Below are 26541 nucleotides of genomic sequence, written 5' to 3' on the forward strand. Positions count from 1 at the left end.
CGTTTGAATCCTTGGCGAATAGAGAATCCCGGAACGGGAGAAACGCCTTATTCGGCGATTTTGATTTCGGTGGAGACCGACAAAACGGTACAGGGCATCGGCACGTTCTGACTGATCCGCCAGAGCGGCTGCATCACGTCACGCGACCAGCCGACCGAACGCACCCGCACGTCGCCGGAAAAACCAGGCGGGGTATCGCCGAACCGGGCCTTGCCGAAGCGACGGAACGGAATCGCCGTTGCCCCTCGTCCGGTATCGATATGGAGCGCCTGAGTCTCCAACACCCGGAAATGGGCCTGAACCAGACGCACGACACATCCCGGCGGCAACGCCTGCCCCGAGGATGCAACCGGCGGCAACGGTTCGATCAAATGGGTAAAGGGTAGCCCAGCCTGAATCGCGCCAGCCGGTTCGGACAAAACGATCCGCCCGTCGCCGACAACACGATCGGCCAGGGTGCCGCCGTCGGCCAGCACCTGCACCGTGCGCCCCTCCAGATGGGATAGTCCGCTCCAGTATAGTGTCGGGGTATTGCGAGTCCCGGACAGAGCACAATCGAGAGCCAGTGCAGGATCGAACCTTTCGATGAAAAAGGCCGTCCCGCGCTCGATAAGGGCGAAGACATCCCCATCAACCACCGCGACCGAGCGGAATTTGCCGTCAGTCTGCTGTACCGTCCAGGCCGTGACCTTTTCGGCGCGATAGATCGTCAGAGTCGCCAGCGTGCCGTCGTCCATGGTGACGTAGAACAGACGGTTGCGGGAATCGTAATCCTGATCGACGGGGCGAACCATCACATGCTTGGCCAGCATCGCCAAATCGTTGGCCTGATAGGCCTGCTCGACATCGGTAAACAGAAACTCACGCAGGTCTCGGCCATCGCGGGAGACGAAATGAGTGGCTCCATCGACATCGCGAGGCGGCACGGTACGATCGACCGGCGACCCGATCCGGGTCTGACGAGTGACCTGAATATTCGAGGGAGTCAGCGGCGCGCCTGTCACCATGTATTCCGCCCCCGAGGTAAACACCTGGAGATGGCGGCCGGAAAACACGGCGCGGATGGCGTTGACCTGATCGGACAGCATCGAGAACTCAATCGATTCGTCGTCCAGCCCGGTGCCAAGATCGAAATTGTACAGATCCATCGATTTCGACAGCCACAGCCGATTCGGCAGATCGCGGCTTCCTCCGATCACCAGCCGCCCCTGATGGAAGCACACCGACACCGGCCAGCCCCGCAGGGACGAGAATGACTGTTCCTCCCAGTCGCGCGTCGCCGCAGTCCCAGCCAGAGTCTTGCGGACTTCGGCAGTCACCTGAGTGGTCGACTGAACGGCGGTGACCAACAGTTGCTTGCCGCCGATCCACAGACGCTGACCGACATGACCCGCCTGAAATACCGGAGCCGACGCCGTAACGGTGATGCTTCCACTGGTAGCGCTGGGGGTCAGCGTTACCTCGTCAGCGGCAAATTTATGATGAGGAACGAACAGCAGCCCGTCCTTCTCATGAAACGACCACTCGGCAATGCTCCAACTGGTCTCGCCGGTGCGGGTAATCTTTCTGGGCGGGATGTCGGGATGAACCATCAACAGGGTGTCAGCGCTCTGGGTCCAGTTGAGGCGCGGGATTTCCGCCGCCCCCCACGGCGTGTCTAGCCCTCCCACCAAACTGTCCCCGGCATAGATATCGATGCGATTGGCGGTGACGACGAACAGATAGGTCTGCTCGGTGTTGAATTCGAACGGAATCAGCCGCCCCATCCCCCGCGCCCGATCGACGAAGCGCAGGCCGGGGCGGCGCGACACTCCGCCGGTCGGAGCGATGACCACATTGCGCAGCCAGCGCGCGCCATTGGCGAAAGCGGACAGATCGCCGCGCCCCATCATATCGACGTCCAGTTCTCCGGCGGTAAAGCTGGTCTTGTTGAGAGTCAGCAGGCTCATGAGCGCACCTCGACCAATGGGAAATCCGAAATGGCGACGGGAGTGTGCTGCTGGGCGTCGATCAACTTGGCACGGCGGAATTCATCCTCGGCCAGACGGAACAGAAACTGGGCGCGGCTGGTGCTCTCGGTGATCGGGATACAAAATTCGGCGGTCAGACGAGCAATCAGCATCTGATCGAAGAACGGCGGAAAAGCCGCTTCCTCCGGACGAAAAACATACGTCAAGGTTACGTCGTCGGAATTGCAAAACAGCCGCTTCTCGGCCAGACGATAAGACAGCCCCCGCCCCGCTCCCTCCGGGCCAGCCGATAAAACCCGCAGGAAATCGGAAGGAAGCTGGAACGCAGCCGCCCAATCGGCCACCGGATCGGCGGCAAGCCGCGGCAAGGTCATTTGAGCGGTGGCGAAACTCCACGGGTGCGACGACAGAACGGCGTCGCGGATTGGCGGATACAGGTTGGCCGCCACCTCGGACTCGGCGGTGCATTCCTCGAAACTGGCGATGGTCGTTGCACCCAGGCGCAACAGCGCGCGCGAGCACAGCCCGATGGCGGACAGAGCCATGGAGAAACCCCCTCTTGAAAATCATATGGTTCAGGTTGGGCGCGGGGCGCGCAAAGCACCCCGCGCCGCTTCCCCTACCGGCTGTCGGCGGCGCCGATCTGAGTCAGATCATTGACGTCAACCACACCGTTCGCGTTGGCCGAGACCAGGAACAGCCCGGCTTTCATCGCACCGGCGGTCTCGACATTGGCGACGACGATATCGCCGATCCGCAGCATCTGAGCGGCGGCGTTGAAATAGCCGGTCGCATCGACGGTGGCGGCAGCATCGGCGGTGGTGTAGTGCCACAGCGTGAAGCCGTTGGCGTAGGCCAGGACCGACAGATCCTTCGATAGATAAGCCATCCGTTCCTCCTTTAGGCTTCGTGGCAGCGCAGCGCGACCACACCGGCCTGATCGACCAGCGCCGCACCCTGCGACATGAAGTTGTTGACGAACCAAGCGGCGCGCTCACCGTGATAGGTGATCTCGGTCTTGACCTCGGCCCCGCAGGCATGACCGACCGCCGTCTTGTGGTACCAGTAGCAATAACGGACGTTATTGGCCTTGGTCAGGCCCGAATGGGGCATCCACAACGTCCCCAGCCACTTCTTGGCCTGGGTGCCCTTCCAGGGCAGGTCGTCCTCGCCGACATAATCGGCGCTGGCGAATTCTTCCAGCGCCATCAGTTCGGACCACTGTTTCCATCCGACAATCGCGGTACGCTCGCCATCGTCGGGGACGTCGGCGGTGCCCAACATCTCGAACGCGGTCAGCACCTTGTCCTTGGTCAGTCCGGTGGTGCCGTCAGCGGCGAAATTGGTCGATTTGTCCAATTCGGCGATGATCAACTCGTCGCTTTTGCGGCCCAGCGCATAGGCTCCGGCATTGGTCAGCACGGCACGTTCGTCATGCTCGACCTTCAGTTCGTCCAGCTTGTCGATCCAGTCGCCAGCATAATAATCGTACAACTGGCATTCGACGGCCGTGTGGTCGATGTTCATCACCGGCACCTTGCCATGGCGCGCCTTGGTGCTGGCCGTGCCCTTGCCGACCTTCTGGAACACCGCGACAGCCCCCTTGACGTTGTTGCGCGCACGAACGGTGTTGCGCAGCTTGGTCCCCATCCGCTGATAGGCGGCATGCACCTCGTGTCCATACTGGACGGAATAGGCGTTAACGATACTCGTGGACATGTTTTGTTCCTTGTCGTAATTGGTTTATGGGCATGGCGCATCCCCATCCGGTTGTCACCGCGATGTCGATGAAAGCATCCGACGGCCGTTGAAGACGCACGAAAGCACCGGGCCGCCTGAACTGACGGTTCTCCGGAGCGAAATCTGTCGAAGGGTAAAACAACTGGAACCGATCGGCCTGACGCCAGACGCAGTTCGGGTGTTGATGAAGCGTTTATAGACCGACATTCCTATAATGTCAATATATTCCTTTAATGGCGCGGCGAATTTTCCACCTCGGCCACAGATCAAGATTCCCTCTGTTTCCGTCGATAAAAATCACTATGATCCTTTTGTCTGTCGCACTCTGGCGACCAGTCGGGGAGAAGACGGTCAATGAACGTGGCGTTGGCTCCGGCCAGAACCGCGACTCCGCGCACCAACAAAATTGAAGCGCGCGCGGGCGGGTTGCTCGGCGATTGCCGTCGTGCTTTTCACGCGTTCAGCGAATTAGACGAACTGGCCGAAAATCTACGCATCCTGTCGCTGAATGCCGAACTGGCGGCTGGCCGGGCGGGAGACAAGGGCCGGGCCGTGCGAGCGTTGACCCAATACACCCGCGAGTTAGTCAACCGTCTGGCTCAGATTCAAAGCGAGATGGACGCATTGCGCGGCCGGACCTTCGCCTTTTCCTCGACGATTCTGCTCGGCCTTCAACACATGACGATGTTCGAACGAGCGGTCGATCTGGTCGGCGGAACCGGTCCGGGGGCACGGGTGGCCGAACGCGCATTCGCCGCGGCGATGGAGCGAATGGTTGATACGCTGGACGGAATGGCGGCGGCGGTCTCCGAACTGTCGCACCGCGCCCACGCGGTCGAGGAAGTCGTCAGCCAGTCGGATTCGATTGCGACCAACATTGCGATCGAGGCCGCGGCGGCAGGCATTCACGAAAAGGAATTCCGCACCGTCGCCGACACCATGCGCCGCTATGTCGATGATCTCCGACTGATGATCGAGGAAGCCTCGGATGCGGTCCGCCGCGCCGCCGATCGGGGCGAGGCTCTACGACGTCTCGGCCTGGACAGTCTGGACGAATTAAAGGGATTTCGGCTGACCGCCGACGTTTAGAGCGGAGAAGATCTCGGATGAAATGCGTCACCCTGTTCCGCCAGGACGATCATTGCTGGCAGGCTTTCGGCCAGGATCCGGAAAAGCCCAACCGCATCATCGACACCAATCAATACATCGTCCGCTCCGGAGATGCGGCGATCCTGCTCGATCCGGGTGGAATCGAAGTGTTTCCGGCGATGCTGGCGGCGGTGACCCGTGAGATCCCGGTCGAGCACATCAAGGCACTGTTCATCTCGCACCAGGATCCCGACATCGGCTCGTCGTTGCCGCTGTGGCGTCGGGTCTGTCAACGTGACATCGACATCTATATTTCCTGGCTGTGGGAAAGCTTTGCCTCGCATTTCGACCGCGATGCCGCTTTCACCACCATCCCGGACGAAGGGATGGAGATTGCGCTGTCGCCATCGCTGCGCCTGCGCTTCCTGCCGGCGCATTACCTGCATTCATCGGGAAATTTCAACGTCTACGACCCACACGCTCGCATCTTGTTCTCGGGCGACATCGGGGCGGCGCTGATCCCACGCGACCATCCGGCGGAAGGGATGTTCGTTACCGATTTCAACCGCCACATCGGTTATATGGAGGGTTTCCACCGCCGCTGGATGCCATCCACTCTGGCACGCGACGCCTGGATCGCGCAGGTGTCGAAACTCGACATCGACATCCTGGCCCCACAGCACGGGCTGATCTTCAGAGGCGACGACGTGAAACGCTTCCTCGACTGGTTCGCCGCTCTGGAAATCGGCTCGGGTGTCGCGGCGATAAACCGCTAAAACTCCCGCCCGCCGGGGGGATCGCTCTCCCCGGCGAACGGGATAAGCTCACCCCTCGCCGTAGAGACGACGGAAACCGTCGGTAACCTTCGAGATGAAAGCCGGATCGCGGGTCTTCCAGTAGCGGGGATCTTGGATCATCTTCTTCAGCTGATCTTCGGACTGGCCCTCGTCGCGAGGCGCGGGCGCGCGCCCCAGGCTAGGCTCACCCGACCCCATCAGGCGGTGCAGAGTCTTCACCCCCTCGACACTTGAGGCCAGGGCGTCGAACGCCTCGGACGGCAGGGATTTACGGCCCCAAGCGGCCAATTGCGGAGCGATCTGCCGCCACCGCGCCTCGCCGCCGAAATGGTCGCACAGGTGCTCGATCTCGTTGTCGCGCTCATTGCCACCACCGGCATCGGCCCCAGCGGCAACCAGCAACGGGACCAGCCGCTCGAACGCCAGATCATAGACCAACTGGGCCTGCTGTTGAGTGAAACCGGCCTCGTGCAGCCGCTTATTGACCTCGGGATCAGACGTCACGGCGGGATGGCGAGCCGAAATCGCGTANTTTTCGGCACTATCGGGGATATCGACGCCACCACGGGCGGAAGCGCGGCGCTCAAGCTCAAGGTAGGCCTGAAGCAACGCCTCGGTCCTCAATTCACCTTTGGCCTGGTCCCAGAACTTGGCCGGAATTCCGGTTGGCCGGGGGGCTGACTGGCGGGACGGTGACGGATTGAGATCGGCAAAGCTGTCACGGGAATCGTCTTCGAACATAGGATTTTCCTTCGGTTAAAGACTGGTCCTCACTGTCCGGCCCGGCCACGCGCGGCCAGGGACAGCAGATGGAGGACAAGGTGGCGCTGGCCTTCGAGATGGCGCAGCGCGGACTTGCTGGATTCGGGTCCAAGGCACCGGTCCAGCGTGATCTTGCGTAAGTGGGCAAGCAGCGCCTCCCCCTCGGGCGAGGCGAACAGCCGTGCCGTCTGACGGGCCAACAGAGCGGCGTCGGCTCCGCCAGGAAGAGACGGCGACACCGCCAGCCCTTCCCAACCGGATTCAGCTTTGTCCATTGGCCTCCCCCGTCGGATTGGAAGCGGCGGCGGGACGGATGATGTCGGCAGGCACATTGAAACTGCGCCCCAGCCAGCGGGCCGTGGCGGCAGGATCGATCGCCGCCAGAGCCTCCGGCCCCAGTTGGGAGAGGGACGACAGCCAGGTCAGCATGTTGCGGGCATCGCGCTGCGCCTGATTCTGGGCTAACGGCGAGCGGTATTGCAGATCGACCTCGCGTCCATCGACGACAAGATCGGGGATTTCGCCCCGACGACGAAGGATATGGATGGCACGCATCACCAGGGGGGTCAGCAACTCGCTTTGCAGCCGCCCATAGGTAGCCCCGAGCAGCCGGGCCATCTCGCTGGAGCGCTCCAGCACTTCGGTCGCGGTCATTTTGGGGCTGTTGGTCTGCCCTAACTTGTCGGCCAGCAAGGCATGGCGAATACGCCCGCGCAAATCTTCGAGTACCAATTGCGAGGTGTCGAACCGCCCCGGCGCAACCAGCGGCTGAAGCCCTTGAGAACCAACCGCCTTGGGGATGATCGTGCCCGGCACCAGTTTGATGTTGGCAGGATTCAACACCCCATCATCATCGGCCTGCCAGATGCCGGTGACGGCGATGGTGGCGTTCTTCAGCACCAGTTCGACCACCTTGTTCGCGGTCTTGATGTCGGGCAACGCCTTCATCACCGGCGATCGGCCGTAGACCTCGCCTGGAGCCTTCAGCCAGCGGAAATTGATGAACGGAGTCATCTCGAACCGCCCTCGTGCCAGCACGGTGTCGTCCGACTCCGCTTCCAACACGGCGGCATAAGCATACGAGCCGCGCAATGGCACCACCGCCTCGACGATCCCGACACGCAGATCGGGATCGTCAGCGGCGGCGCGCAGGATCGCATCGGGCAACCGGGCGGCGGGAAAGCGGGTTCTGAGCGCGGCGACGGTCAATTCGCAGCGGCGGAAGGTGACGTCAAGCCGTCCGTCCGGCCCTTCCTCCAACACGACCTGACCGAGCGGTACCGCCGTGAAGCGAAAGGCGGAGGGCTCGCCGGGGGCCGCTTCCTCGAACAGCAGAGAGGCGGTGCCGCCAGTGACAACATCAAGGTAGCACTGGTGCATTTCGATCGCGAAGTTCGAGCGGTCGAAATGCGATTGCAGTACGGAGCCGATTCGATCCAACACCGGAGCGACCCGCTCACGCTCGGCCGGGTCGAGTCGGTCGCTAGCGGTCAGGCCGAACCATTGCGCCCAGGGAGGCGTCAGTTCGGATAGCAGCGAGGCGGCCAGTTGATCGACGGCATCCGGCGCGGTGCCGTCGAACAGACGGTCGGCTTTCTTCTCGCCCGGAACCGATGCGGTCAAAATGGCGTCACGCAGCGGCAGAGCATAATCGTAGCATTCCTGCCAATGCGTTTCCCACACGGCGCGGCGTTGCTTGGCCTTACGAAAACGGCCAAGAAGAACCGAGGGATCATCCGCATCGGGGCCGAGCAGTTGCTCGCCCCGTGCGGCCTCGTCCTCGGATTTGGGAGAACGAACAGCCATGCTCACTCTCCCAACAGGGATTTGCCGCCCTGTCTCCGGGACGACAACAGCCCAGTATCCGAGGTCGCGATGGTTCCGTAGAGACCGCGCCGATTGCGATCGATCGTTTCCTGCCGCGTTTTGGCTTCATCGTCGGTGGTGGTGGCTGGCGAGGCGACGACCACCGGAGCCGGGATTGACGGGGACGAAGGGGCGAAGAATCCACCCATGGCGCACTCCTTTCTGAACTATGATCTTGTTTTGTTCTAATCTGCGCGCAAAAAGACCGCCGGAGCGGGGCTCCGGTCGGCTTCAGACGCAAATGTGGTGTTGATGGGAAGATCATCAGTCAGATTCGGACAGCCTGTCAATGATTTTTTTCCTTCATCTTCGATAAAACGGAACAATTGCCACGGCGTAAGCACAAACCCGTCATGAATTCCCAATATCCGCTTGACCGCCTCGACACAGCTATAGGGTCGCCAGGGGGCCTGACGCCGAGGCGGTTGGCGCAACACCGTCTCCAGCACAGTCAAACCGCGTGCGCGGTACCATCCCACAAGATCAAAATCCGCCGGGACCGGCAAAACGGTCAGATCGGTCCGGTGCGCCATCGGGTTCATGCTGATCCAACCTTCCGCCGCCCCCAAAACGACGAAGCAATGACGAAAGCCCGGCCGCAACAGCCGCAACCAGTGCAGTTCCGCCTGACCGGAGAACACCACCAGGGCCTTAGTCCAACACATTGGATTTCCATCATTTTTTTCGGTCGTCACGATACAATCCCCTTCCGTTTTAACGGTGTGGACAGGCGATCCAGCGCCTCGTCCCACAAACGAGCATCGACAGGGCTGTCGCCAGACCAGGGATCGGGCGGGGTCAACCGACGACCGAAAATATCCAGAACCTTCAGGTGCGCCGGCCGCAGAATGCGACCGCGATACAGCCGCCCGACCTCACGCGCGATATCGTCCGGCTCGCAGGGACGGGCCACATCGCCGCGCCCCGCCCCAAATCGCGCTCCCTCTTCCCGCGCCAGACGGCAACGGATAAACCAGAGCCACGCATCCTCAGCGGTTGCGAACGACTCAGTTGGTTGATCGCTCAGAACGCAACCGGCATACCTCTCTCGTGCCATATGACTCCCCCGCCTTTGGAACAAAACATATACCGTGTGGCACCAAAGCAAGCACACGTCAAGGCCTTTCGGGTATTTATTCCTGGTGCGAAATCATCGGAACTGAGAGACAATCTTCCCATGCTTAAACACAGCGACATCTGGGCGGCAATTGATGCTCTGGCCCGCGACAACGGGTTGACCGCATCCGCTCTTGCGCGCAAAGCGGGACTGGACCCCACTACCTTTAATAAGAGCAAGCGGATCACCCGTGAGGGGAAAGCGCGCTGGCCCTCGACCGAAAGCGTTGCCAAAGTCCTTGATGCAACAGGGGCAAATCTCAGCCGTTTTCTCGGCTACATCGAAAATGACGGACAAACCACCCGCCCGGCCCCGACAATTCCGCTGATCGGCTTCGCCCAGGCGGGGGATCGGGGATTTTTCGATGATGCTGGCTATCCGCTCGGCGGCGGATGGGATGAAATTCCGTTCCCGGAAATTGGCGACCCCCATGCCTATGCCCTTGAAATCAGCGGCGATTCGATGGAGCCGCTATTCCGTGACGGCGATGTGGTCATTGTCTCGCCTTCGGCCAGCGTCCGCCGAGGCGATCGGGTGGTGGTCAGGACCAACGAAGGCGAAGTGATGGTCAAACAGCTGGCGCGACTGACAGCTCGCCGGGTCGAACTGACATCAATCAACCCCGCTCACCCAGGCCGCATCCTGGCGGCCGAAGAGGTCGCATGGCTGGCGCGGATTCTCTGGGCCAGCCAGTAATCAGAACTCACACAAGCGGCGCATCAGCACCGCCTTTAAATAGATTTTTATTGATTTTTATCTATTATTAAAATTACAGTGCAATTGTAAATTTTCTGAATTACCGACCGTAAGCGTAAACACCTACGGTTGCGCATGGCGCATGCCCGCTATGCTTATGTGGCATCTTGCGTTTTCAAACGAACCGCCACAGTCTCTCTGCGAGAATTTCCTGAAATACAATGAACCCCTTACGGGTTTCTGCCACCAGACCGGATCTGGCACTTGGCTCTCCCACCTGAAGAGCGTCGTTTGCTTGCGCCCTGTCTTGGCAAACAGCCCCCATCCATGTCTACAACTAATTAGGGCATGCTCTGTTTGCCGATTTCTTTGACGCCCATGACGTGAGAAATGAATGATGAAACGATGGTTCCTGAACGCGAGCGTCTTTATAAAAATCCTTCTCCCGGTAATTCTCGTGATTGCGACGATTATCGTTACAATCACGATTAGCTACATAGGATTGAAGTCTCTAAGTCAGAGCGCCTCAGACATCATTGACATCGACGTCAAACGCTCTCTCATCACCATGGACATGAAGGCCGAAGTCAATAACGCTACGGTCGCGGCACTGTCCTCTCTCATTCAGAACACCGAAGAGGAACAGAAGATTGTTCAGACGCGGTACGAAGCCAGCATCGGCCTGGTGGCAAAGTCTCTGGAAACGGGGACGACGCTGGCAACCACCCCGGAACGACGCGCCGCCGCCGCGGATCTGAAAACCAAATTCGAGACATACGATGCGGCCACGCGCGCCGCGATGAAAATGATCCAGGCGGGAGACCGTGACGGGGCCGCGCGAATGTTCATGACCGACGCCCGCGCGGCCCGGCTGGCCTTTGCCGACGCCGTCGAGCAACGGGTCAATTTCAACATCAAGGCGATGGAGCATTCCGAGGACGGCATGCATGCGTTGATGAGCACGATCACACTTGAGCTGATTTTGCTGGCGACGGGATTGACCGCTATTGCGCTGCTCGTTCTCTACCTGATCGTCTCGCGGCTGGTAACCTCTCCCTTGTCACGCCTTAGCGTCACAGTCGATCAGTTGACCAAGGGCGACACTGATATCGACGTCACCGATTCCGATCGGAGAGACGAGATCGGCCATATTGCCAAGGCGTTGCTGGTCTTCCGCCAGAACACGATCGAGCGCATGGAGATCGCGCAAAGCGAACGCGACCGCATTGCCACCAGCGATTATCGCAGCAAGGCAGTGGGCGAGTTGATGTCCGCGTTCCAGAATCGCGCCAATACTGTCCTGTCGGAAGTCGAGGCCGCGCAAACCGAACTTGAACACACCGCCCGCACCCTTGCCGAAACCGCCGAACAATCGCAGGAGCGCGTCACCACCGTCGCCTCGGCGACCCAGCAGGCGACCAGCAACGTCGAAAGCGTCGCCAGCGCCGCCGAGGAATTATCGACTTCGATCCGCGAAATCGGCCGACAGGTCGAACAATCCAGCCGCCTGTCCTCGACCGCGGCAGAGGAGGCCAAGGAGACCAACGCCACCGTTCGCGGGCTGGCTGAGGCATCGGGCCGCATCGGCGAGGTCATCAACCTCATCAACGACATCGCGTCGCAGACAAACCTGCTGGCCCTGAATGCAACGATCGAAGCGGCACGGGCCGGCGAATCGGGCAAGGGCTTCGCCGTTGTTGCCAATGAAGTAAAAAACCTCGCCAACCAGACCGCCAAGGCCACCGATGAAATCGGCAACCAGATCAGTGCGGTCCAAGCCTCGACGCAGCAGGCGGTCACGGCAATCGGCGGGATCGTCACCCGTATCGACGAAATCAATTCGATTGCCGCAGGTATCGCCTCGGCAGTCGAGCAGCAATCGGCCGCGACCGCCGAAATCGCCCGCAATGTTCAGCAGGCAGCGCAGGGAACCAACGAAGTCGCTTCGGCGATCACCGGGGTCAGCCTTGCCGCCACCGATACGGGGACCGCTTCGTCGGAGGTTCTGAACAGCACCCGGACCCTGGCCGCGTCCAGCGGCACGCTCCGGGCGGAACTGCTCAAATTTCTCGACGACATGCGCAACACGGTGCGTCAAGTGGTCAAGGCCAGTTGATCCGCAGCGATCGGAAGGGAGGTGGTTTCGCCTCCCTTCTGTTTTGATCATCACGACATCTTAAATTGACCGATTTTTGCGTTGAAAATACTTCTCAACACAGCCCCGGTTATGGTCAAATAGACCCTTGACACCGGAGACTCCCGTGCAGCCCTGGCTTCCGATCCAATCGCAGCGTCCCAGCCCCGACCGTCCGATGACGGCAGCGCTGGCTACGTTGATGTTGGTTCTGGCGATGGTGGTGGGACTCTCGGTCTCGCTGGCGCCCACGGCGCGCGCGGCTCTGGTCACCTTAGCCACCAGCGACCGCGCCCTGGACATGACGGTCGATGAAACCGACACGTCTTCCGCCTGGGTCCGACCAGTCGTTTCCACCAAACTGCCCCGACAGATTTCAGCCACCGATGGGCCGCCGCAGGATACATCCCCGCTCGCACTGGCGCTCTTGCCCGTCGATGGGAATCGCGGTTTTACTGACCGCCCGGTCGTCCACAGCCTCGATCGCGATGTCTTTCATCCCGCCGCCAACGGTCACCTGACGGGGCGGTCTCCCACCGGGCCGCCTGCACCCGAGTCTCGCGCCTTTTAGGCGTTTCCTCTCTTTACGACGCTTGATTAACCGAACTTGGGCTTTGAGTCCGGGTTCCCCTGCGCCGTCAAGCTCCCCCTGCGAGACTGCGCCCGCCCAACGGCGAGCGCCTGGGATTGAACCATGCTGTATTTTTCCAAAGTGAAAACGACGCTGATCTGGGCGATCTGCGCCCTGGGCGTCCTCATGAGCATTCCGAATTTCGTCAAGCCAGAGGCCATGCCCAGCTGGCTGCCGCTGCCACGGACTCATCTCGGCCTCGATCTTCAGGGCGGCGCCTATCTGTTACTGGAAGTTGACAGCGCTTCCGTCACCAAAGAGCGGCTTGACGGCACCGTCGATGGTGTCCGCTCCGCCCTTCGCGAGGCGGGGATCGGGTATCGCAATCTTGGCGCTGGTCAGACCGATGTTTCCTTCTTCTTGATCGACCGGGGCCGAGAATCGGCGATGCGGGGCGCATTGCGTCCGCTCCTGGACGGCGCCACGCCGGGAGTTCGCGATTTCGACCTGGAAATCACCCCGGAGCATCAGGTTCGCCTCACCCTATCCGAGGGCGCGATCCGGGCCGCCCAGTCGCGCGCGGTTGAGCAATCGGTCGAGATCGTCCGGCGCAGAATCGACGAGACCGGGGTGAACGAGCCGGTCGTCGCCCGCCAGGGACAGAACCGTATCCTGGTCCAACTTCCCGGTATCGACGATCCGGGACGGATCAAGCGGCTGTTGGGACAGACCGCGAAGATGAGCTTTCATCTGCTGGCCGAAGAACCGGGCACGCCCGGCTCGCGGCTGCTGCCCTCGGCAGATCCGGCCCTGGCCGCGCAAAAGATGCCGGTCCGCACCAAGATCGAAGTCGATGGGGCCCGTCTGCGCGATGCCGCCGCGACGATGGATTCGCGAGCGGGAGAATGGGTTGTTACCTTCGCCTTCGATAGTGTCGGAGCCAAGCGCTTCGCGGACATCACCTCGCGCAATGTCGGCCGTCCCTTCGCCATCGTCCTGGACGGCAAGGTCATCAGCGCCCCGGTAATCCGCGAGCCGATCACCGGCGGACAGGGCCAGATCAGCGGCAATTTCTCGGCCCAATCGGCCCACGATCTTGCTGTTCTGCTGCGTGCGGGCGCCCTGCCCGCTCCGCTCACCGTGGTCGAGGAGAGAACGGTCGGTCCCGATCTGGGAGCCGATGCGATTCGCGCTGGTCTGATCGCCTGTGTCGTCGGTTTCGTCCTGGTGGTGGGCTTCATGGCGGTCAGCTATGGCCTGTTCGGTCTGTTCGCCAATATCGCCCTGCTGTTCAATCTGGCGCTGACTCTGGCGGCGCTGTCAGCCCTGGGGGCAACCCTGACCCTGCCCGGCATCGCCGGAATTTTGCTGACGCTGGGCATGTCGGTTGACGCCAACATCCTGATCAACGAACGGATACGGGAAGAGGCGCGCAAGGGAGCATCTCCGTCGGCGGCGATGGAGGCTGGATTCCGTCGCGCCTTCTCCACCATCGTCGATAGCAATCTGACAACGTTGATCAAGATGCTGCTGCTCTATGCGGTCGGAACCGGGACGGTGAAGGGATTCGCTGTCACGATCAGCCTTGGCATCATCACCTCGATGTTTACCGCGACAATTGTCGCCCGTTGGCTGATGGTCGCGTGGTTTCGTGCCAAGCGGCCAAAGGTTCTACTGCTGTCGCGGCTGCTGCGGCTGGTCCCCGACGAAACCCGCATCCCGTTCATGAAGGGCCGCAACGTCGGGCTGATTGTTTCGCTGATCCTCAGTCTGGCCTCGGTCGGACTGGTCTTCTCTCCCGGCCTGAATTACGGCGTCGATTTCGCCGGTGGAACCGTCGTTGAAATCCGCACCGAAGGACCAGCCGACTTCCCAGCGCTACGCAACTCGATGGGGCAATTGGGGCTGGGACAGGTGTCGCTGCAACAATTTGGCGCGCCGACCGACCTTTTAATCCGGTTCGAACGCCAACCCGGCGGGGATCCGGCCCAGCAACGGGCGGTCAGCCTGATCGAACAGAAATTGGCGGCGGATTTCCCCGACGCCTCAATCCGACGCGTCGAATCGGTGGGGGCTTCGGTCAGCGCCGAACTGTTCCAAAGCGGGATGCTGGCCCTGGCTCTGGCTGCGATGGCGATGCTGATCTACATCACGATCCGCTTCGAATGGCAGTTCGGGGTGGGGGCCGTCGTCACCATGATCCTCGACGTCACCAAAACGGTCGGCTTTTTTGCCCTGACCGGGATGCAGTTCAACCTGACCGCGATCGCCGCGATACTGACGATCATGGGCTATTCGATCAACGACAAGGTCGTGGTCTATGACCGGGTACGCGAGAATCTGCGCCGCTATCGCCGGATGCCCCTGCGCGAACTGATCGACCTCAGCATCAACGAGACGATGAGCCGGACGGTCGGAACCTCGGTCGCCCTGTTCCTTGCCACCGTGCCGCTGGCTTTGTTCGGTGGCGAGGCGATTCGGGAATTTGCCCTGGTGCTGTTGTTCGGCGTCGTTCTGGCAACCTCGTCCTCGATCTTCATCGCCGCGCCGATCCTGCTGTTCCTCGGCGAACATCGGCTCCGCCGCTCACCGGAATCGGAGAATATCGATGTGAAGCAATCCAGTTCCGAAGAAACCTCATAGCATGACTTGATAAAAAGACGATCAATCACAATATAAATTTTTTAAAATTCAAACAGAATAAGGAACACAATGCATCACGAGGCATCCCTGATCGCCACGATCGCCATGAGTCTCTTGTTTGCCTTCGGCGGCGGCTGGATCGCCTCGAAACTTCGTCTCCCCCCCCTCGTTGGCTATCTGCTGGCAGGGATCGCGGTCGGACCGTTCACACCCGGCTTTGTCGCCGATTCCGGGCTGGCCCAACAGTTGGCTGAAATCGGCGTCATTTTGCTGATGTTCGGAGTCGGGCTACATTTCTCGGTCAGGGAATTGTGGGCGGTTCGCTGGATCGCCCTTCCCGGTGCCGTCGCTCAGATCGCGGTGGCAACCACCATCGGCGCGGTCCTTGCGACCATTTGGGGATGGAGTCTGCCGGCCGGTCTGGTCTTCGGTCTGGCTCTGTCGGTTGCCAGCACCGTGGTGCTGCTCCGCGCTCTGGAAGAGCGCAACGCGGTACAGACTCTGAACGGCAGAATCGCCGTGGGATGGCTGATCGTCGAGGATCTGGCGACAGTGATTGCCCTGGTCCTGTTGCCCGCCCTGGCGACAGCGATGAACAGCCCCCACGCTGCCGGAGCGGCGGGACTGGCCGATATCCTGCCCGCGCTAGGGCTGACATTGGCCAAAGTCGCGCTGTTCATCGCCATTGTTCTGATCGGTGGGCGGCGGGTGGTGCCATGGATTTTGGAGCAGGTCGCCCGGCAGGGATCGCGGGAGATGTTCACCCTGGCCGTCCTCGCTCTGGCGCTCGGCATCGCTTATCTGTCGTCGGCGCTGTTCGGGGTGTCGTTCGCCCTGGGGGCGTTCTTCGCCGGTGTGGTGATGAGCGAATCCGACCTCAGCCATCAGGCCACCGCCGATTCGATGCCGCTGAAGGAAGCCTTTGCCGTCCTGTTTTTCGTCTCGGTGGGAATGCTGTTCGATCCGAGCATCCTGATCCGGGAGCCGCTGGCGGTCCTGGCGGTTCTCGCCGTCATCATTGTCGGCAAGTCGTTGGCTGCCTTCGCCATCGTGTTGCTGTTCCGCTATCCGATCTCGACCGCGCTGATCGTCTCGGCCAGCCTAGCCCAGATCGGCGAGTTCTCGTTTATCCTCGCCGCATTGGGGCTGTCGTTGGGGCTGTTACCGCCCGAGGGACAAACCTACATCCTGGCCGGAGCCTTGATGTCGATTGCGCTGAACCCAGCAGTATTCTGGGCGATGGGTCCGCTCGAACGCTGGCTACGCGCCCATCCGCGCCTGCTGTCTCTGATCGAGCGGTCGGGGCATGACCGGCTGTCCGATCTGCCCGCGGCACAGGAAGAGAGCGGTCTGCACGATCATGCCGTCATCGTCGGGTTCGGCCGGGTCGGGCGCACCGTGGCAGAGGCTTTCGACGCCGCCAAGATTCCCTATATCGTGATCGAGCAGAACCGCCAAAAAGTTGTCGCCGTGCGCAAGGAAGGACGGTCGGTTCTGTACGGAGACGCCAGTGTACCGGGCGTTCTGGACAAAGCCGATATCAACCAGGCGCGATTGCTGGTCGTCGCGATCCCCGATGGATTCCAGGTGCGGCAGGTCGTCGATATCGCCCAAACATCGGCTCCGTTGATCGATATCGTCGCCCGGACCCACAGCGAGCACGAACGCGACTACCTCCAGCGCCAGGGTGTCGGCATGGCCGTAATGGGAGAACATCAGTTGGCTCTGGCGATGACGGATTATGCTCTGGACGGGTTCAAATCATCTTCCCATGATCCAAGCCAGCCCGGAACGTCGCGGTAGACGCATCGGGACGGAACACATCCTCGAACGGGCGGCGGCGCAGGCGGTGCGGTAAAACCATGGTCTGCGCCTCGTCCAGGTCGGTGGCGACAACCTTGTCACGACCGGCCCAGGCGGCCAGGACTTTGGCGGTTTTCAGCATCACGATGTCGGCGCGGTGTCCATCGACTCCGGTGGCGAGACAGCGATTGGCGATATCGAGCAAAATCTCGTCCTCCGCCACAACCTGGGACCGCAGGGCGGTTGCTGAGACGATACGTGCGCGCAAGGCTTCGGTCGGTTCGGCCCAGCTGAGTCTAAACGCATCGGGATCGGCTTCAAAAGCGGCGCGGCGTCTGATCACCTCGACCCGCTGTTCCGGCACGGTCAACCCCTCGACCTGCACGCACAAGCCAAAGCGGTCGAGCAATTGGGGGCGTAACTCGCCTTCTTCAGGGTTCATCGTGCCAATCAGGGTAAAGCGGGCCGGATGGCTGACGCTGATCCCCTCGCGCTCAATGACGTTGATTCCCATCGCCGCCGAATCCAGCAGCACATCGACGACGTGATCGTCGAGCAGATTAACCTCGTCAACATACAGAATGCCGCGATGAGCGGCGGCGAGCAGACCCGGCTCAATCCGTTTTTTGCCCTCGGTCAGGGCGTGTTCAAGGTCAAGGGTTCCCACCACCCGGTCTTCGGTGGCGCTGATCGGCAATTCCACCACCCGCACCCGTCGGGTAACAATGGGGAGACGCTCCCCGGCGGCAGCACGCGCCCGCACCTCGGAACTCATCGCCTTGAGATCGTCGGGATCGCTCTGGAACGGACAGCCCTCGACCACCGCAATATCGGGCAGCAGCGCGGCCAGCGCACGAACCGCCGTCGATTTGGCGGTGCCTTTCTCGCCCCGGATCAGCACGCCGGACAGGCTGGGATCGATCACGTTGAGGATCAACGCCGTCTTCAGTCGCTCCTGGCCGACGATGGCCGCGAAGGGATAGAGCGGACGGACGGGGTCGATAAGGCTCACGATTGAAACTCCTTGGCGAAATGAACCAGATCCTCGGCTCGAAGATCTTCGGTGCGCAGGCAGGGGGCGGCCAACGCGGCGGCCAACCGCCCCGCCAGATCAAGCCGGATCAGGCCGGGCGGTTCGGTGTCGATGACGATGAAGCGTGCGGCGGCAAAACGATGACCCAGCGCAGCGGCCAGACGCAGCGCCTCTTCATGTGGCGGGCCTCCGCCCAGACCGGCATTAGCGCGGCCATCAGTCAGGATCAGAACCAGCGGTCGGGTGGCGGGGTCGCGGCGTTCAACCCGATCGAGCAGACGAGCGGCTTCGACCAGACCGGCCGAGAGCGGGGTCCGTCCTCCCACCGGCAGATCGGCCAGCAAGCGGGCGGCGCGTTCGACCGACCCAGTGGGCGGCAGCACCGTTTCCGCCCCGGTACCGCGAAACACCACCATCGCCACCTGATCGCGCTTTTGGTAGGCGTCGAGCAGCAGGCTGAGAATCGCCGCCTTGGTTTCGACCATCCGCCGATGCGCCCCCATAGAACCAGAGCCATCGACAACGAACAGCAGGAAGGAGCCAACCCGACGCTCGCGCCGTTTCTCGCGGATATCCTCGGGACGAATGCGGATGGCCAGCCCCGGCCCCTCGGCGCGACGACTCAGTTGATACGGCGCGGCGGCGCGTAACGTCGCATCGAAGGCGATGTCGTCGCGCTCGCGCCGTGGTGTGCTGGAAACCATGCGTCCCTGGCGGCTGGCCGACAGCGAACGGGCACGCCGCCCCGATCCGGTACGCAGCACGGAATCGCGCGGAGTCGGTCCCAGCGGGCGCGGCGTGAAGGCGGCACCAATCGCCTGAACCTCGTCCTTATCCTCCGCACCGCCTCTTGCCGAATCCCCTGTGGGTTCGGCAAGAGGCGGCGGCGACAAAGTAGAGCCTACCTCCCCTCCGTCCTCATCAGGTTGGTCTGATTCCGGCGATTGGTTGGGCGGCGGCGGTGGCGGTGGTGGCGACATATCGGGCGTAGCACCACGCATCCGGTGCAGCAACGCAAACGGCGCGACCTCGGTCACATCCTCGGCGGTCACGGTGTCACGCCCATCCCAGGCGGCATGAGCACGAGCGGCTCGTGCAATCGCCAGATCGGCGCGATGCCCCGCGACATGGTTGCGGCGGCAAATCTCGGCGATAAATCCCTGCATAGGTCGCGACAGGGCAATATGAGGCAGAGCATTCCGAGCGTGGACGATCCGCCCGGCCAGAGCTGCCTGAGCCTCGGCCCAAACGCCCGCAAAGGCGTCTCTGTCACGCTCGAACGACTCGCACGCCCGCATCAGAGCGACACGGGTGACGGGATCGCCCTCCCCACTCACCGCAACGGCCAACCCGAAGCGGTCGAGCAATTGCGGACGCAAATCGCCTTCCTCTGGGTTCATCGTGCCGATCAGGGTGAAGCGGGCCAGATGGGTTAGACTTCGCCCTTCGCGTTCGACCCGGTTGACCCCGCTTGCGGCAGCATCAAGGATCGCTTCGACCAGATGATCGTCGAGCAGATTAAGCTCGTCGATATAGAGTATCCCCTGATCGGCCCGCGCCAGCAGCCCCGGCTGGAAACTGGCCCGCCCCTCGGCCAGGGCCGCTTCGAGATCGATTGAACCGATCACCCGATCCTCGGTGGCTCCCAGCGGCAGATCGACAAACGGTGCCGCCTTCCCCTCGGCGAGTGGAGGCAGCAAGGCGGCCAATCCGCGCGCGGCGGTCGATTTCGCCGTCCCTTTCTCGCCCCGAATCAGCACTCCACCGATCATGGGATCGATTGCCGTCAACAACAGCGCCAGCTTCATCCGTTCCTGGCCGCACAAAGCGGCGAAGGGGTAGACGGTCCCGCTTCGGATCGTCACAACCCTCTCCCCGCCTCTCCGTGCGACGGCATCGTATCCTCAACCAGCCCTTCGGCGTCGAGAAACAAAGCTTCCAAACGATCGCGGTCAGCTCCCGGCTCGGCCCACAGGTCGCGCCCAATCGCTTCGAGCAGGCGTTCGGCGATGGTGTGAAGGGCATGGGGATTATGGCGGGCGAAAAAATCGCGCATCTTCGGATCGAAGGCGTAGGTCCGCGCCATCTCGGCATATTGCCAGTCTTCGAGAATCTTGCTGGTAGAATCCCATTGGAAACAATATTCGACCATCTTGGCGAGGTCGCCGGCGCCCTTGTAGCCGTGGCGCATCATCCCTTCGATCCATTTCGGGTTCAGCACCCGCGTGCGGAAGATGAAGCGTCCCTCTTCGGCGGTCGAGCGCACGCGAGGGCGGCGTGGATCGTTGGAATCGCCGGTATAGCTGGCGACGGAACCACCCCCCGCCGCCCGCACCGCCGCATTCATACCGCCATGATAGGCGTTGTAATCGTCGCAGCCGAAAATATCGTGCTCGCGGGTGTCGGAATTTTGTACCGTCAGGTCGAGGCTGGCCATGCGGCGGCGGAAAGACTCGCGGCGGTCCTCGCCATAGGCTCCGGCACCATAAGCGTGTCCGCCCCAATGAAGGTAGATCTCGCCCAGATCGGCAACGCTGTCCCAACCGCCATCAAGCAGCAGCGCATTGACTCCGGTGCCATAGCATCCCGGCCGGTCGCTGAAAACGCGAAAGGCGGCGCGCCGCGCAATCTCGTCCTCGCCCAGCCCGGCAACACGCAGTTCGGCGGCTTCAATCGCGACATTACGGGCCAGAAAATTTAGAGTCGAAGGCTCGGCCAAAGCGGCGATCATCCGCGTTGCCGTGTCGATCAGGTCCATCACATTGGGGAAGGTGTCGCGGAACAGACCGCTGGCCCGCACCGTGACGTCAAGCCGGGGGAAACGGCGCTCCTCCAACGAAATAGGCTCAACCCCAGAAACCCGATTGCTGCCCGCCTCCCACACCGGCCGCGCCCCAATCAGATAGAGGATCTGGGCGACGTCATCACCGCGAGTCCGCATCGTTGGACTCGACCACAGCACCATACCGATCTGTTCCGGCCAGTTTCCATGATCGGCGCGATAGCGTTCGACCAGGGCATCGCCCATCGACTGCCCGGAGACCCATGCCTCGGGCGAGGGAATCTTCAGCGGGTCGAGGGAATAGAAGTTGCGGCCCGTGGGCAGAACATCGATCGCACCCCGCGTCGGCGCACCGCCCGGACCGGGGGGAACGAACCGCCCGGACAGACCGCGTGCGGCAAAGTCGAGTTCATCGGTGGTGGCGAGAACACGGGGGCGAACATCGTCGCGAATAAAGCGCAACGCCCGAGCCACCCGAATCGACTCGTTAAAGCGCTCGGCAACGGCAGCATCGAGCGCCTCATCGCTCCATCCCGCCACCTCGATTGTGTCAAGAGCCGCCTCGGCATCCGCAATAATTTGAGCGACCGCCTGCCCCTTGGTGCCACCGCCCGACAATGCCCCGCCCGGATCGTCGGCGAGATCGAGCAGATCGAGGCCACGGGCGGCGGCAATCGCCTCCCACAACGACCCGCCCGCGCCATTGGGCAGCCGGGTCAGGTGCACGAGGGTTGATCGCAGCCGGGCGCCCTCGGGTGGACGACCGAAGACGTGCAGCCCGTCATTGATCGCGGTCACTTCGATTTCGCTTAAATAGCCGTGCAACCGCCCCAGCGCTCCGGTCGCGTCATCGTCGAAATCGGCCCGCATCAGCCCCAGGTCGCGGTCGAGATGAGCGGCTTCGATCGCCTCCCACAGCCGGTCGAACACCAAGGGAAGCTTGGCCGGGTCTTCCTGAGCAGTGAAATAGGCGGTTTCGATCTGGGTCTCGACCTGCGCCAACGGCTCGGACAAATCGGCATGAGTCTGAGCCGGAATCATGTGATCCAGCATGCAGGCATAAGACCGCCGCTTGGCCTGGGTTCCTTCGCCGATGATACCAACATTGTAGGGATACAGGTTCGGCAGAGCGCGAATCGCCGCATCGGGATGACAGGAATCCGACAAGCCGACACTCTTCCCCGGCATCCACTCCAGCGTCCCGTGAGTACCGATGTGGAAGACCGCCTGAGCACCGAAATCGTCGCGTAGCCAGCGGTAATAGGCCAGGTAATGATGAGTTGCGGGCAGGAAGGGATCGTGCACCGCCTTGCCATCCGACTGCGCCACCGCCTCGTCACCATCCTCCATCCGGGCGCGCGGCGGCTGCATGCCGATGAAGACGTTGCCGTTGATCAACCCGCCGACCAGGATCTCGCCGTCATGAACGAAAGTGCGGCCCGGCGGCTCGCCCCATTTGGCGGCGATCTCGGCCCGCAGTTTGTCGCTTCGCTCGCCATGCCAGCGGATCGCGGTTTCGCTATCGATCCGTGCCGCCGCCTGCACCGACATCTGGGCGGGCGGCAGATAGCGCCGGTCATTGGTCAGCCGCGACAGCAGATCTCGGGCTAACGCCTCGCCATCGGGATAAGGACGGTCAATCCGGTAACCTTCGGCGGTGAGACGGTCGAGAATCGCTCGGACGCTCTCGAAACTGTCCAACCCCACCGCCGACCCCAGGCAATCGTTCCGAGGCGGGTAATGGTGGAACAGAATCGCCACCTTGCGCTCGGCGGGCGGAGTGCGGCGCAGTCTGGCCCAGTTCAGCGCCAGCGAAACGGCGTGAGAGCAGCGTTCCGCCACGGGGTGGCGGCGGATCAGCCGGGTTCCGGTCGTCATATCCGCCTCGGCGTGCTCGCGGGTGGCGACGACGCTTCCGATCAGGCAGCCGTCGAATTCCGGCTGGGCGACATTGGCCGAGACATCAAGCGGAGTTACTGCCTGAAGGCTTTCCTCCCATTCGGCGCGTGGATTGGCGGTCAGGATCAGTTGCAGAACGGGAACATCGAGATCCGCCAGCACCCGTGCGGTGTCCGCGCCCAATTGCGCCAGAGAAAAACTGAGCGGCGATAACAATGCCTCGATCCGCCCGGCAAACCAGCGCGCCACCAAATCGGGCACCGACAGACCGCCCTGGGTCGCTCCTCCAGCCCGGACGTGGAACAGAGCCAGCGCAATCCCCCCCTGCCCTTCGATTTCGGCGATCAAGGCGTCATAAGTCGCCAGATCGCCCGACAACCAATGCGGGCGATAGAACCACAGCCCGATCACCGGGCGGGTCTCTCCGTCGGCAAAGCGCCCGCGCGCCCAGGCAAGATAGGTATCCGGGTCGGAGGGGCCGGAATAAGCAGGGTGATAAACCCCGTCGATCGGCACCGGCGACGGCGACGGCGCGTCTTCGTCTCCCATCACGAAGCGCAGCAGGTTGGCCAGATTCTCCGGCCCGCCCTGGGCCAGATAGGCCGTGCGGCGTCGATAGGCGGGCGAGCCGAAATCGCTGGAATGATCTTTTGCGATCGCCATCCCTTCGGGCGAGGCGGGCGCAGGCTGGACATGGATCAATCGCCCGGCCGCCGCTGAGATCAGATCTTCAAAGCCAGGGATCGATTCGGTGCCGCCATGCGGCAGGACAATCAGGGCACGGGCGGACGCCACCAACGCGGCGGCACGGCCAATCGCGGCACGGTCGAACAGATCGTCACGCGACCGCGCCGCCACCGTGACTCCCAACCTCGGACCAACGGCGCGTGCCGCCAGCCCCAGATTACCAAGGGAGGAGCCGGTCGAATCGATGACGACGATCATGGTTTCAGGCCGGGACATGAATCGTCTCCGAAGCCAAAGGGCGACGAGCCGCGACCAACCCTTCCGGCACCACCATCAAAGCTCCGTCGTGGGTCTCGATTCGGGCGGCAATGCCATAAATGCGAGCCAAATTAGAGGCGGTCAGCACCACACCCGGCGGGCCATCGGCCACCACCCGCCCCTCGGCCAGCAGCACCAGCCGGGTGCAATACCGTGCCGCCAGGGTCAGATCGTGCAGCACCACCACCGTCGCCCGTTCGCTGTTCGCCGAACCGCGCAACAACTCCATCACCTGCATTTGGTGGCCGGGATCGAGTCCGGCCACCGGCTCGTCGGCGAACAGAAACGGTGCCTCGACCGCGAGCGAGCGGGCCAGCAACACCCGTGCCCGCTCTCCTCCCGACAGGGCGGTCACCGGACGGTGACGCAAATGGCCGATATCGGTTGCGTCGATCGCTCGCTCAATCGCCCCGATATCGCCGGGAGCAATCGCCTGCCAGGGGTCGAGATGGGGCAGACGCCCCAACGCCACCACCCGCTCGACGCTCATCGGCCAGTGGCAATCGGGAGACTGCGCCAGATAGGCCATCGCCCCAGCGCGGGCACGCGACGGCCAATCCGCCAACGGCCGTCCATTCAGGCGGATGTCGCCTTGCGACGGCGGGGCCAGACCGATCAGACAGCGCAGCAGAGTGGTTTTTCCCGCGCCGTTCGGACCGATCAACCCAACGACCTCGCCCGGATCGAGACGAAAATCGACATCGTGCAGAACCTTGGCCACGCCACGAACGAACGACAAACCGGCGGCTTCGAGGATCATGACATCACCTTGCGAGTCTTCAGCACCAGCGCGAGAAAGAAGGGAGCGCCAACCAGCGCGGTCAGCACCCCCAGCTTCAGTTCAAGCTGGGTTGGAATCAGCCGCACCCCAATATCGGCGGCCAGCAGTAACGCCATCCCCCCCAGCAGACTGGCGGGCAGCAACCGGCGCGGCTGATGACCGACGAACGGGCGCAGCAGATGCGGCACCACGAGACCGATGAAGCCGATTGCGCCAGTCACCGCCACCCCGGCTCCGACAGCGAGACCCGTTCCCGCGACCAGAAAAAATCGTACCCGCCCCAGCGAAAAGCCCAGGGTGCGGGCGGTATCCTCGCCCAGCGCCAGGGCGTCAAGTGCCCGACCCGAGGACAACAACAACACCGTTCCCACCGCCATGAACGGCAATGACAAGGTAAAGTGATCGAGACTGCGGTCCTTCAGCGATCCCATCAGCCAAAAGACGATTTCCGAGGCTGAATGTGGGTTGGGCGACAGGTTGATCGCCAGCGAGATCACCGACCCTGCCAACGAACTGACCGCCGTTCCGGCCAGAATCAGGGTTAGAATACCAGGATCTTTCCCCGCCAGCAGATAGACCAGAGCAACGGCAAGCAGCGCCCCCAGAATCGCCGCAACCGGCAGAGCCAGCGGGAAAGCGGTATAAAGCCCGAAATATAGGACGAGAACCGCCCCCAGGGCCGCGGCGGAGGACGCTCCGACCAGTCCAGGCTCGGCCAGCGGATTGCGCAGCAGACCTTGCAGCGCCGCCCCCGACAGGCCCAGCGTACCGCCAACGCAGATCGCCAACAGAACACGCGGCAGACGCAATTCCTGCATGATGATCGTGGCGGGCGCATCACCGGAGGAAAACAGAGCCGATAACGGCACGTCGGCCGGACCGATCACCATCGACAACAGGGAAAGGAGGACGACCAGCAGCCCGAGCAAGAGGAGCAGGCGACCGTCACGGGCGGTAAAGGCGGCAAGCCCCGACGGGCCGGGGGGCAAAAACGACCTCATTGTTTTCCTTCCAAGGTGGCGCGATGGGCATCGGCCAAGGCCGACAACGCGTCGATCGCAATCGGTGTCGCGGCACCGCCGCACAGCCAGAACGCCATCGGGAACTGAATGCGGGCAACATCGGGCAGACCGCGCCGCAGCGCCGGGTGAGCAAGAAAATCAGTAGCGATGCGCGGGTCGGCACGATCACGAAGTTGATCGTCGAGCAGGACCTGGGGCGCGGCCATCAGCACGGTTTCCATGTCGATGGTCCCGGCCAGCTTTTGCCCCAGCCGGGCCGCAACATTGTCGATTCCGGCGCTGTCCATGATCGAATCGACCAAGGTATCGGCCCCATAGGCATAGCCGCCGCTGCGATAGACCAGACCTTGCAACCGCGTCCCGGATTGGCGGGCGACGGCCTCGTCTTGCCCGCGCGCGACACGGGCAGCCAGGGCGCGACCACGCTCTTCTTGTCCAAGAAGCGTTGCAACCTCGATGATCTGACGCTGCGCCTGCGCGACATCACGGGGCGGTTCCAGCCGGATTGCGCGAATCCCCAGCCGCTTGACGGTCATCGCGGTCGATCCGGTCCAGGTGCCATAGAACAGCAGGTCGGGACGAGCCCGAATAATCTCTTCGGCGGTACGATCGTTGCGGGGCAAACCTTCGGCCAGAGCCTTGATCGCGGGTAAGGTGGAAACGTCGCCTCCCTTGGCCAACGAAACGATCTGGTCGCGATCGGCCAAAACCAGAATCAGTTGGTTGGCGCAATTGTCGATCGACATCACCCGCACCTTTGCCCCGGCCCAGGCCGGAACGCCCCAGGTCAGAATCAGCACGGACAGGATGGCAAGGCGGAACATACGGCCC

At 62.3% G+C, this 26541-nt stretch carries 23 protein-coding genes; 7 read left to right on the top strand and 16 right to left on the bottom strand.

Features of this window, described 5'->3' with window-relative positions; genetic code table 11:
• Positions 1 to 47 precede the first annotated feature (47 nt).
• The 4 genes from PHAMO_RS11375 to PHAMO_RS11390 all read right to left on the bottom strand — a co-directional run bounded on the left by PHAMO_RS11375 (position 48) and on the right by PHAMO_RS11390 (position 3689).
• Complete coding sequence (locus tag PHAMO_RS11375; protein ID WP_002729515.1) at positions 48 to 1949, bottom strand: hypothetical protein; 1902 nt, start codon at positions 1947 to 1949, stop codon at positions 48 to 50.
• Complete coding sequence (locus PHAMO_RS11380) at positions 1946 to 2515, bottom strand: hypothetical protein (protein ID WP_002729516.1); 570 nt, start codon at positions 2513 to 2515, stop codon at positions 1946 to 1948. Before PHAMO_RS11380 ends, PHAMO_RS11375 begins: the two co-directional genes overlap by 4 nt.
• A gap of 74 nt (positions 2516 to 2589) precedes the next feature.
• Complete coding sequence (locus PHAMO_RS11385) at positions 2590 to 2859, bottom strand: hypothetical protein (RefSeq protein ID WP_002729517.1); 270 nt, start codon at positions 2857 to 2859, stop codon at positions 2590 to 2592.
• A gap of 11 nt (positions 2860 to 2870) precedes the next feature.
• Complete coding sequence (locus PHAMO_RS11390) at positions 2871 to 3689, bottom strand: phage capsid protein (protein ID WP_002729518.1); 819 nt, start codon at positions 3687 to 3689, stop codon at positions 2871 to 2873.
• Positions 3690 to 4064: 375 nt separating this feature from the next.
• Between PHAMO_RS11390 and PHAMO_RS11395 the strand changes: the two genes are divergently transcribed.
• Together PHAMO_RS11395 and PHAMO_RS11400 are read left to right on the top strand one after the other, a co-directional pair.
• Positions 4065 to 4799 carry a methyl-accepting chemotaxis domain-containing protein gene (locus tag PHAMO_RS11395; protein WP_002729519.1) on the top strand — a complete coding sequence of 245 codons (735 nt, stop codon included), beginning with the start codon at positions 4065 to 4067 and terminating at the stop codon, positions 4797 to 4799.
• Positions 4800 to 4816: 17 nt separating this feature from the next.
• Positions 4817 to 5575 carry an oxygen-binding di-iron domain-containing protein gene (locus PHAMO_RS11400; RefSeq protein ID WP_002729520.1) on the top strand — a complete coding sequence of 253 codons (759 nt, stop codon included), beginning with the start codon at positions 4817 to 4819 and terminating at the stop codon, positions 5573 to 5575.
• Between the two features lie 48 nt (positions 5576 to 5623).
• On the opposite strand, the gene PHAMO_RS11405 is transcribed toward PHAMO_RS11400, so the two are convergent.
• From PHAMO_RS11405 to PHAMO_RS11430, 6 genes are read right to left on the bottom strand one after another with little or no spacing between them, the layout of a single operon-like run.
• Positions 5624 to 6337: a capsid assembly protein gene (locus tag PHAMO_RS11405; protein WP_002729521.1), complete on the bottom strand. Its 714-nt coding sequence runs from the start codon at positions 6335 to 6337 to the stop codon at positions 5624 to 5626.
• Between the two features lie 29 nt (positions 6338 to 6366).
• Positions 6367 to 6633 (bottom strand): Bbp19 family protein, encoded by a 267-nt coding sequence (locus tag PHAMO_RS11410; RefSeq protein WP_002729522.1) that lies wholly within the window; start codon positions 6631 to 6633, stop codon positions 6367 to 6369.
• Positions 6620 to 8164: a portal protein gene (locus tag PHAMO_RS11415; protein ID WP_040566884.1), complete on the bottom strand. Its 1545-nt coding sequence runs from the start codon at positions 8162 to 8164 to the stop codon at positions 6620 to 6622. Before PHAMO_RS11415 ends, PHAMO_RS11410 begins: the two co-directional genes overlap by 14 nt.
• Before the next feature lie 2 nt (positions 8165 to 8166).
• Entirely contained in the window at positions 8167 to 8373 is a 207-nt protein-coding gene (locus tag PHAMO_RS11420) for a hypothetical protein (protein ID WP_002729526.1), read from the bottom strand.
• Between the two features lie 36 nt (positions 8374 to 8409).
• Complete coding sequence (locus tag PHAMO_RS11425) at positions 8410 to 8889, bottom strand: hypothetical protein (RefSeq protein WP_002729527.1); 480 nt, start codon at positions 8887 to 8889, stop codon at positions 8410 to 8412.
• A gap of 26 nt (positions 8890 to 8915) precedes the next feature.
• Positions 8916 to 9281: a hypothetical protein gene (locus PHAMO_RS11430; RefSeq protein WP_002729528.1), complete on the bottom strand. Its 366-nt coding sequence runs from the start codon at positions 9279 to 9281 to the stop codon at positions 8916 to 8918.
• A gap of 120 nt (positions 9282 to 9401) precedes the next feature.
• Here PHAMO_RS11430 and PHAMO_RS11435 point away from each other — a divergent pair, with 120 nt between their 5' ends.
• From PHAMO_RS11435 to ybaL, 5 genes are all read left to right on the top strand, one after another.
• The gene (locus PHAMO_RS11435; protein WP_002729530.1) at positions 9402 to 10037 is read left to right on the top strand and encodes a S24 family peptidase; all 636 of its coding nucleotides are present in this window, start codon (positions 9402 to 9404) and stop codon (positions 10035 to 10037) included.
• A gap of 397 nt (positions 10038 to 10434) precedes the next feature.
• Positions 10435 to 12153, top strand: coding sequence for a methyl-accepting chemotaxis protein (locus PHAMO_RS11440; protein ID WP_081504509.1), 1719 nt, complete (start codon positions 10435 to 10437; stop codon positions 12151 to 12153).
• Positions 12154 to 12298: 145 nt separating this feature from the next.
• Complete coding sequence (locus tag PHAMO_RS11445; RefSeq protein WP_002729532.1) at positions 12299 to 12742, top strand: hypothetical protein; 444 nt, start codon at positions 12299 to 12301, stop codon at positions 12740 to 12742.
• Positions 12743 to 12865: 123 nt separating this feature from the next.
• Positions 12866 to 15385, top strand: a complete 2520-nt coding sequence (secD, locus tag PHAMO_RS11450; RefSeq protein ID WP_002729533.1) for a protein translocase subunit SecD — start codon at positions 12866 to 12868, stop codon at positions 15383 to 15385.
• 69 nt (positions 15386 to 15454) lie between these two features.
• Positions 15455 to 17188, top strand: a complete 1734-nt coding sequence (gene ybaL, locus PHAMO_RS11455; protein WP_002729534.1) for a YbaL family putative K(+) efflux transporter — start codon at positions 15455 to 15457, stop codon at positions 17186 to 17188.
• Here ybaL and PHAMO_RS11460 read toward each other — a convergent pair.
• The 6 genes from PHAMO_RS11460 to PHAMO_RS11485 are packed head-to-tail and all read right to left on the bottom strand — an operon-like array spanning position 17142 to position 26534.
• A complete protein-coding gene (locus PHAMO_RS11460) occupies positions 17142 to 18200 on the bottom strand; it encodes an ATP-binding protein (RefSeq protein WP_002729535.1) in 1059 nt (352 codons plus the stop codon). The genes ybaL and PHAMO_RS11460 overlap by 47 nt on opposite strands.
• Positions 18197 to 20086, bottom strand: a complete 1890-nt coding sequence (locus tag PHAMO_RS11465) for a VWA domain-containing protein (protein ID WP_002729536.1) — start codon at positions 20084 to 20086, stop codon at positions 18197 to 18199. Before PHAMO_RS11465 ends, PHAMO_RS11460 begins: the two co-directional genes overlap by 4 nt.
• Entirely contained in the window at positions 20083 to 23865 is a 3783-nt protein-coding gene (gene cobN, locus PHAMO_RS11470; protein ID WP_002729537.1) for a cobaltochelatase subunit CobN, read from the bottom strand. Before cobN ends, PHAMO_RS11465 begins: the two co-directional genes overlap by 4 nt.
• Positions 23852 to 24667, bottom strand: a complete 816-nt coding sequence (locus tag PHAMO_RS11475) for an ABC transporter ATP-binding protein (protein WP_002729538.1) — start codon at positions 24665 to 24667, stop codon at positions 23852 to 23854. The genes cobN and PHAMO_RS11475 overlap by 14 nt, the downstream gene beginning before the upstream one ends.
• A complete protein-coding gene (locus PHAMO_RS11480) occupies positions 24664 to 25689 on the bottom strand; it encodes a FecCD family ABC transporter permease (protein ID WP_002729539.1) in 1026 nt (341 codons plus the stop codon). Before PHAMO_RS11480 ends, PHAMO_RS11475 begins: the two co-directional genes overlap by 4 nt.
• On the bottom strand, positions 25686 to 26534 hold the full coding sequence (locus PHAMO_RS11485) for an ABC transporter substrate-binding protein (protein ID WP_040566888.1): 849 nt from the start codon (positions 26532 to 26534) through the stop codon (positions 25686 to 25688). The genes PHAMO_RS11480 and PHAMO_RS11485 overlap by 4 nt, the downstream gene beginning before the upstream one ends.
• Positions 26535 to 26541: the final 7 nt, after the last annotated feature.

Origin of the sequence: Magnetospirillum molischianum DSM 120 (assembly GCF_000294655.1) — a bacterium.
GTDB classification, from domain to species: domain Bacteria; phylum Pseudomonadota; class Alphaproteobacteria; order Rhodospirillales; family Magnetospirillaceae; genus Phaeospirillum; species Phaeospirillum molischianum.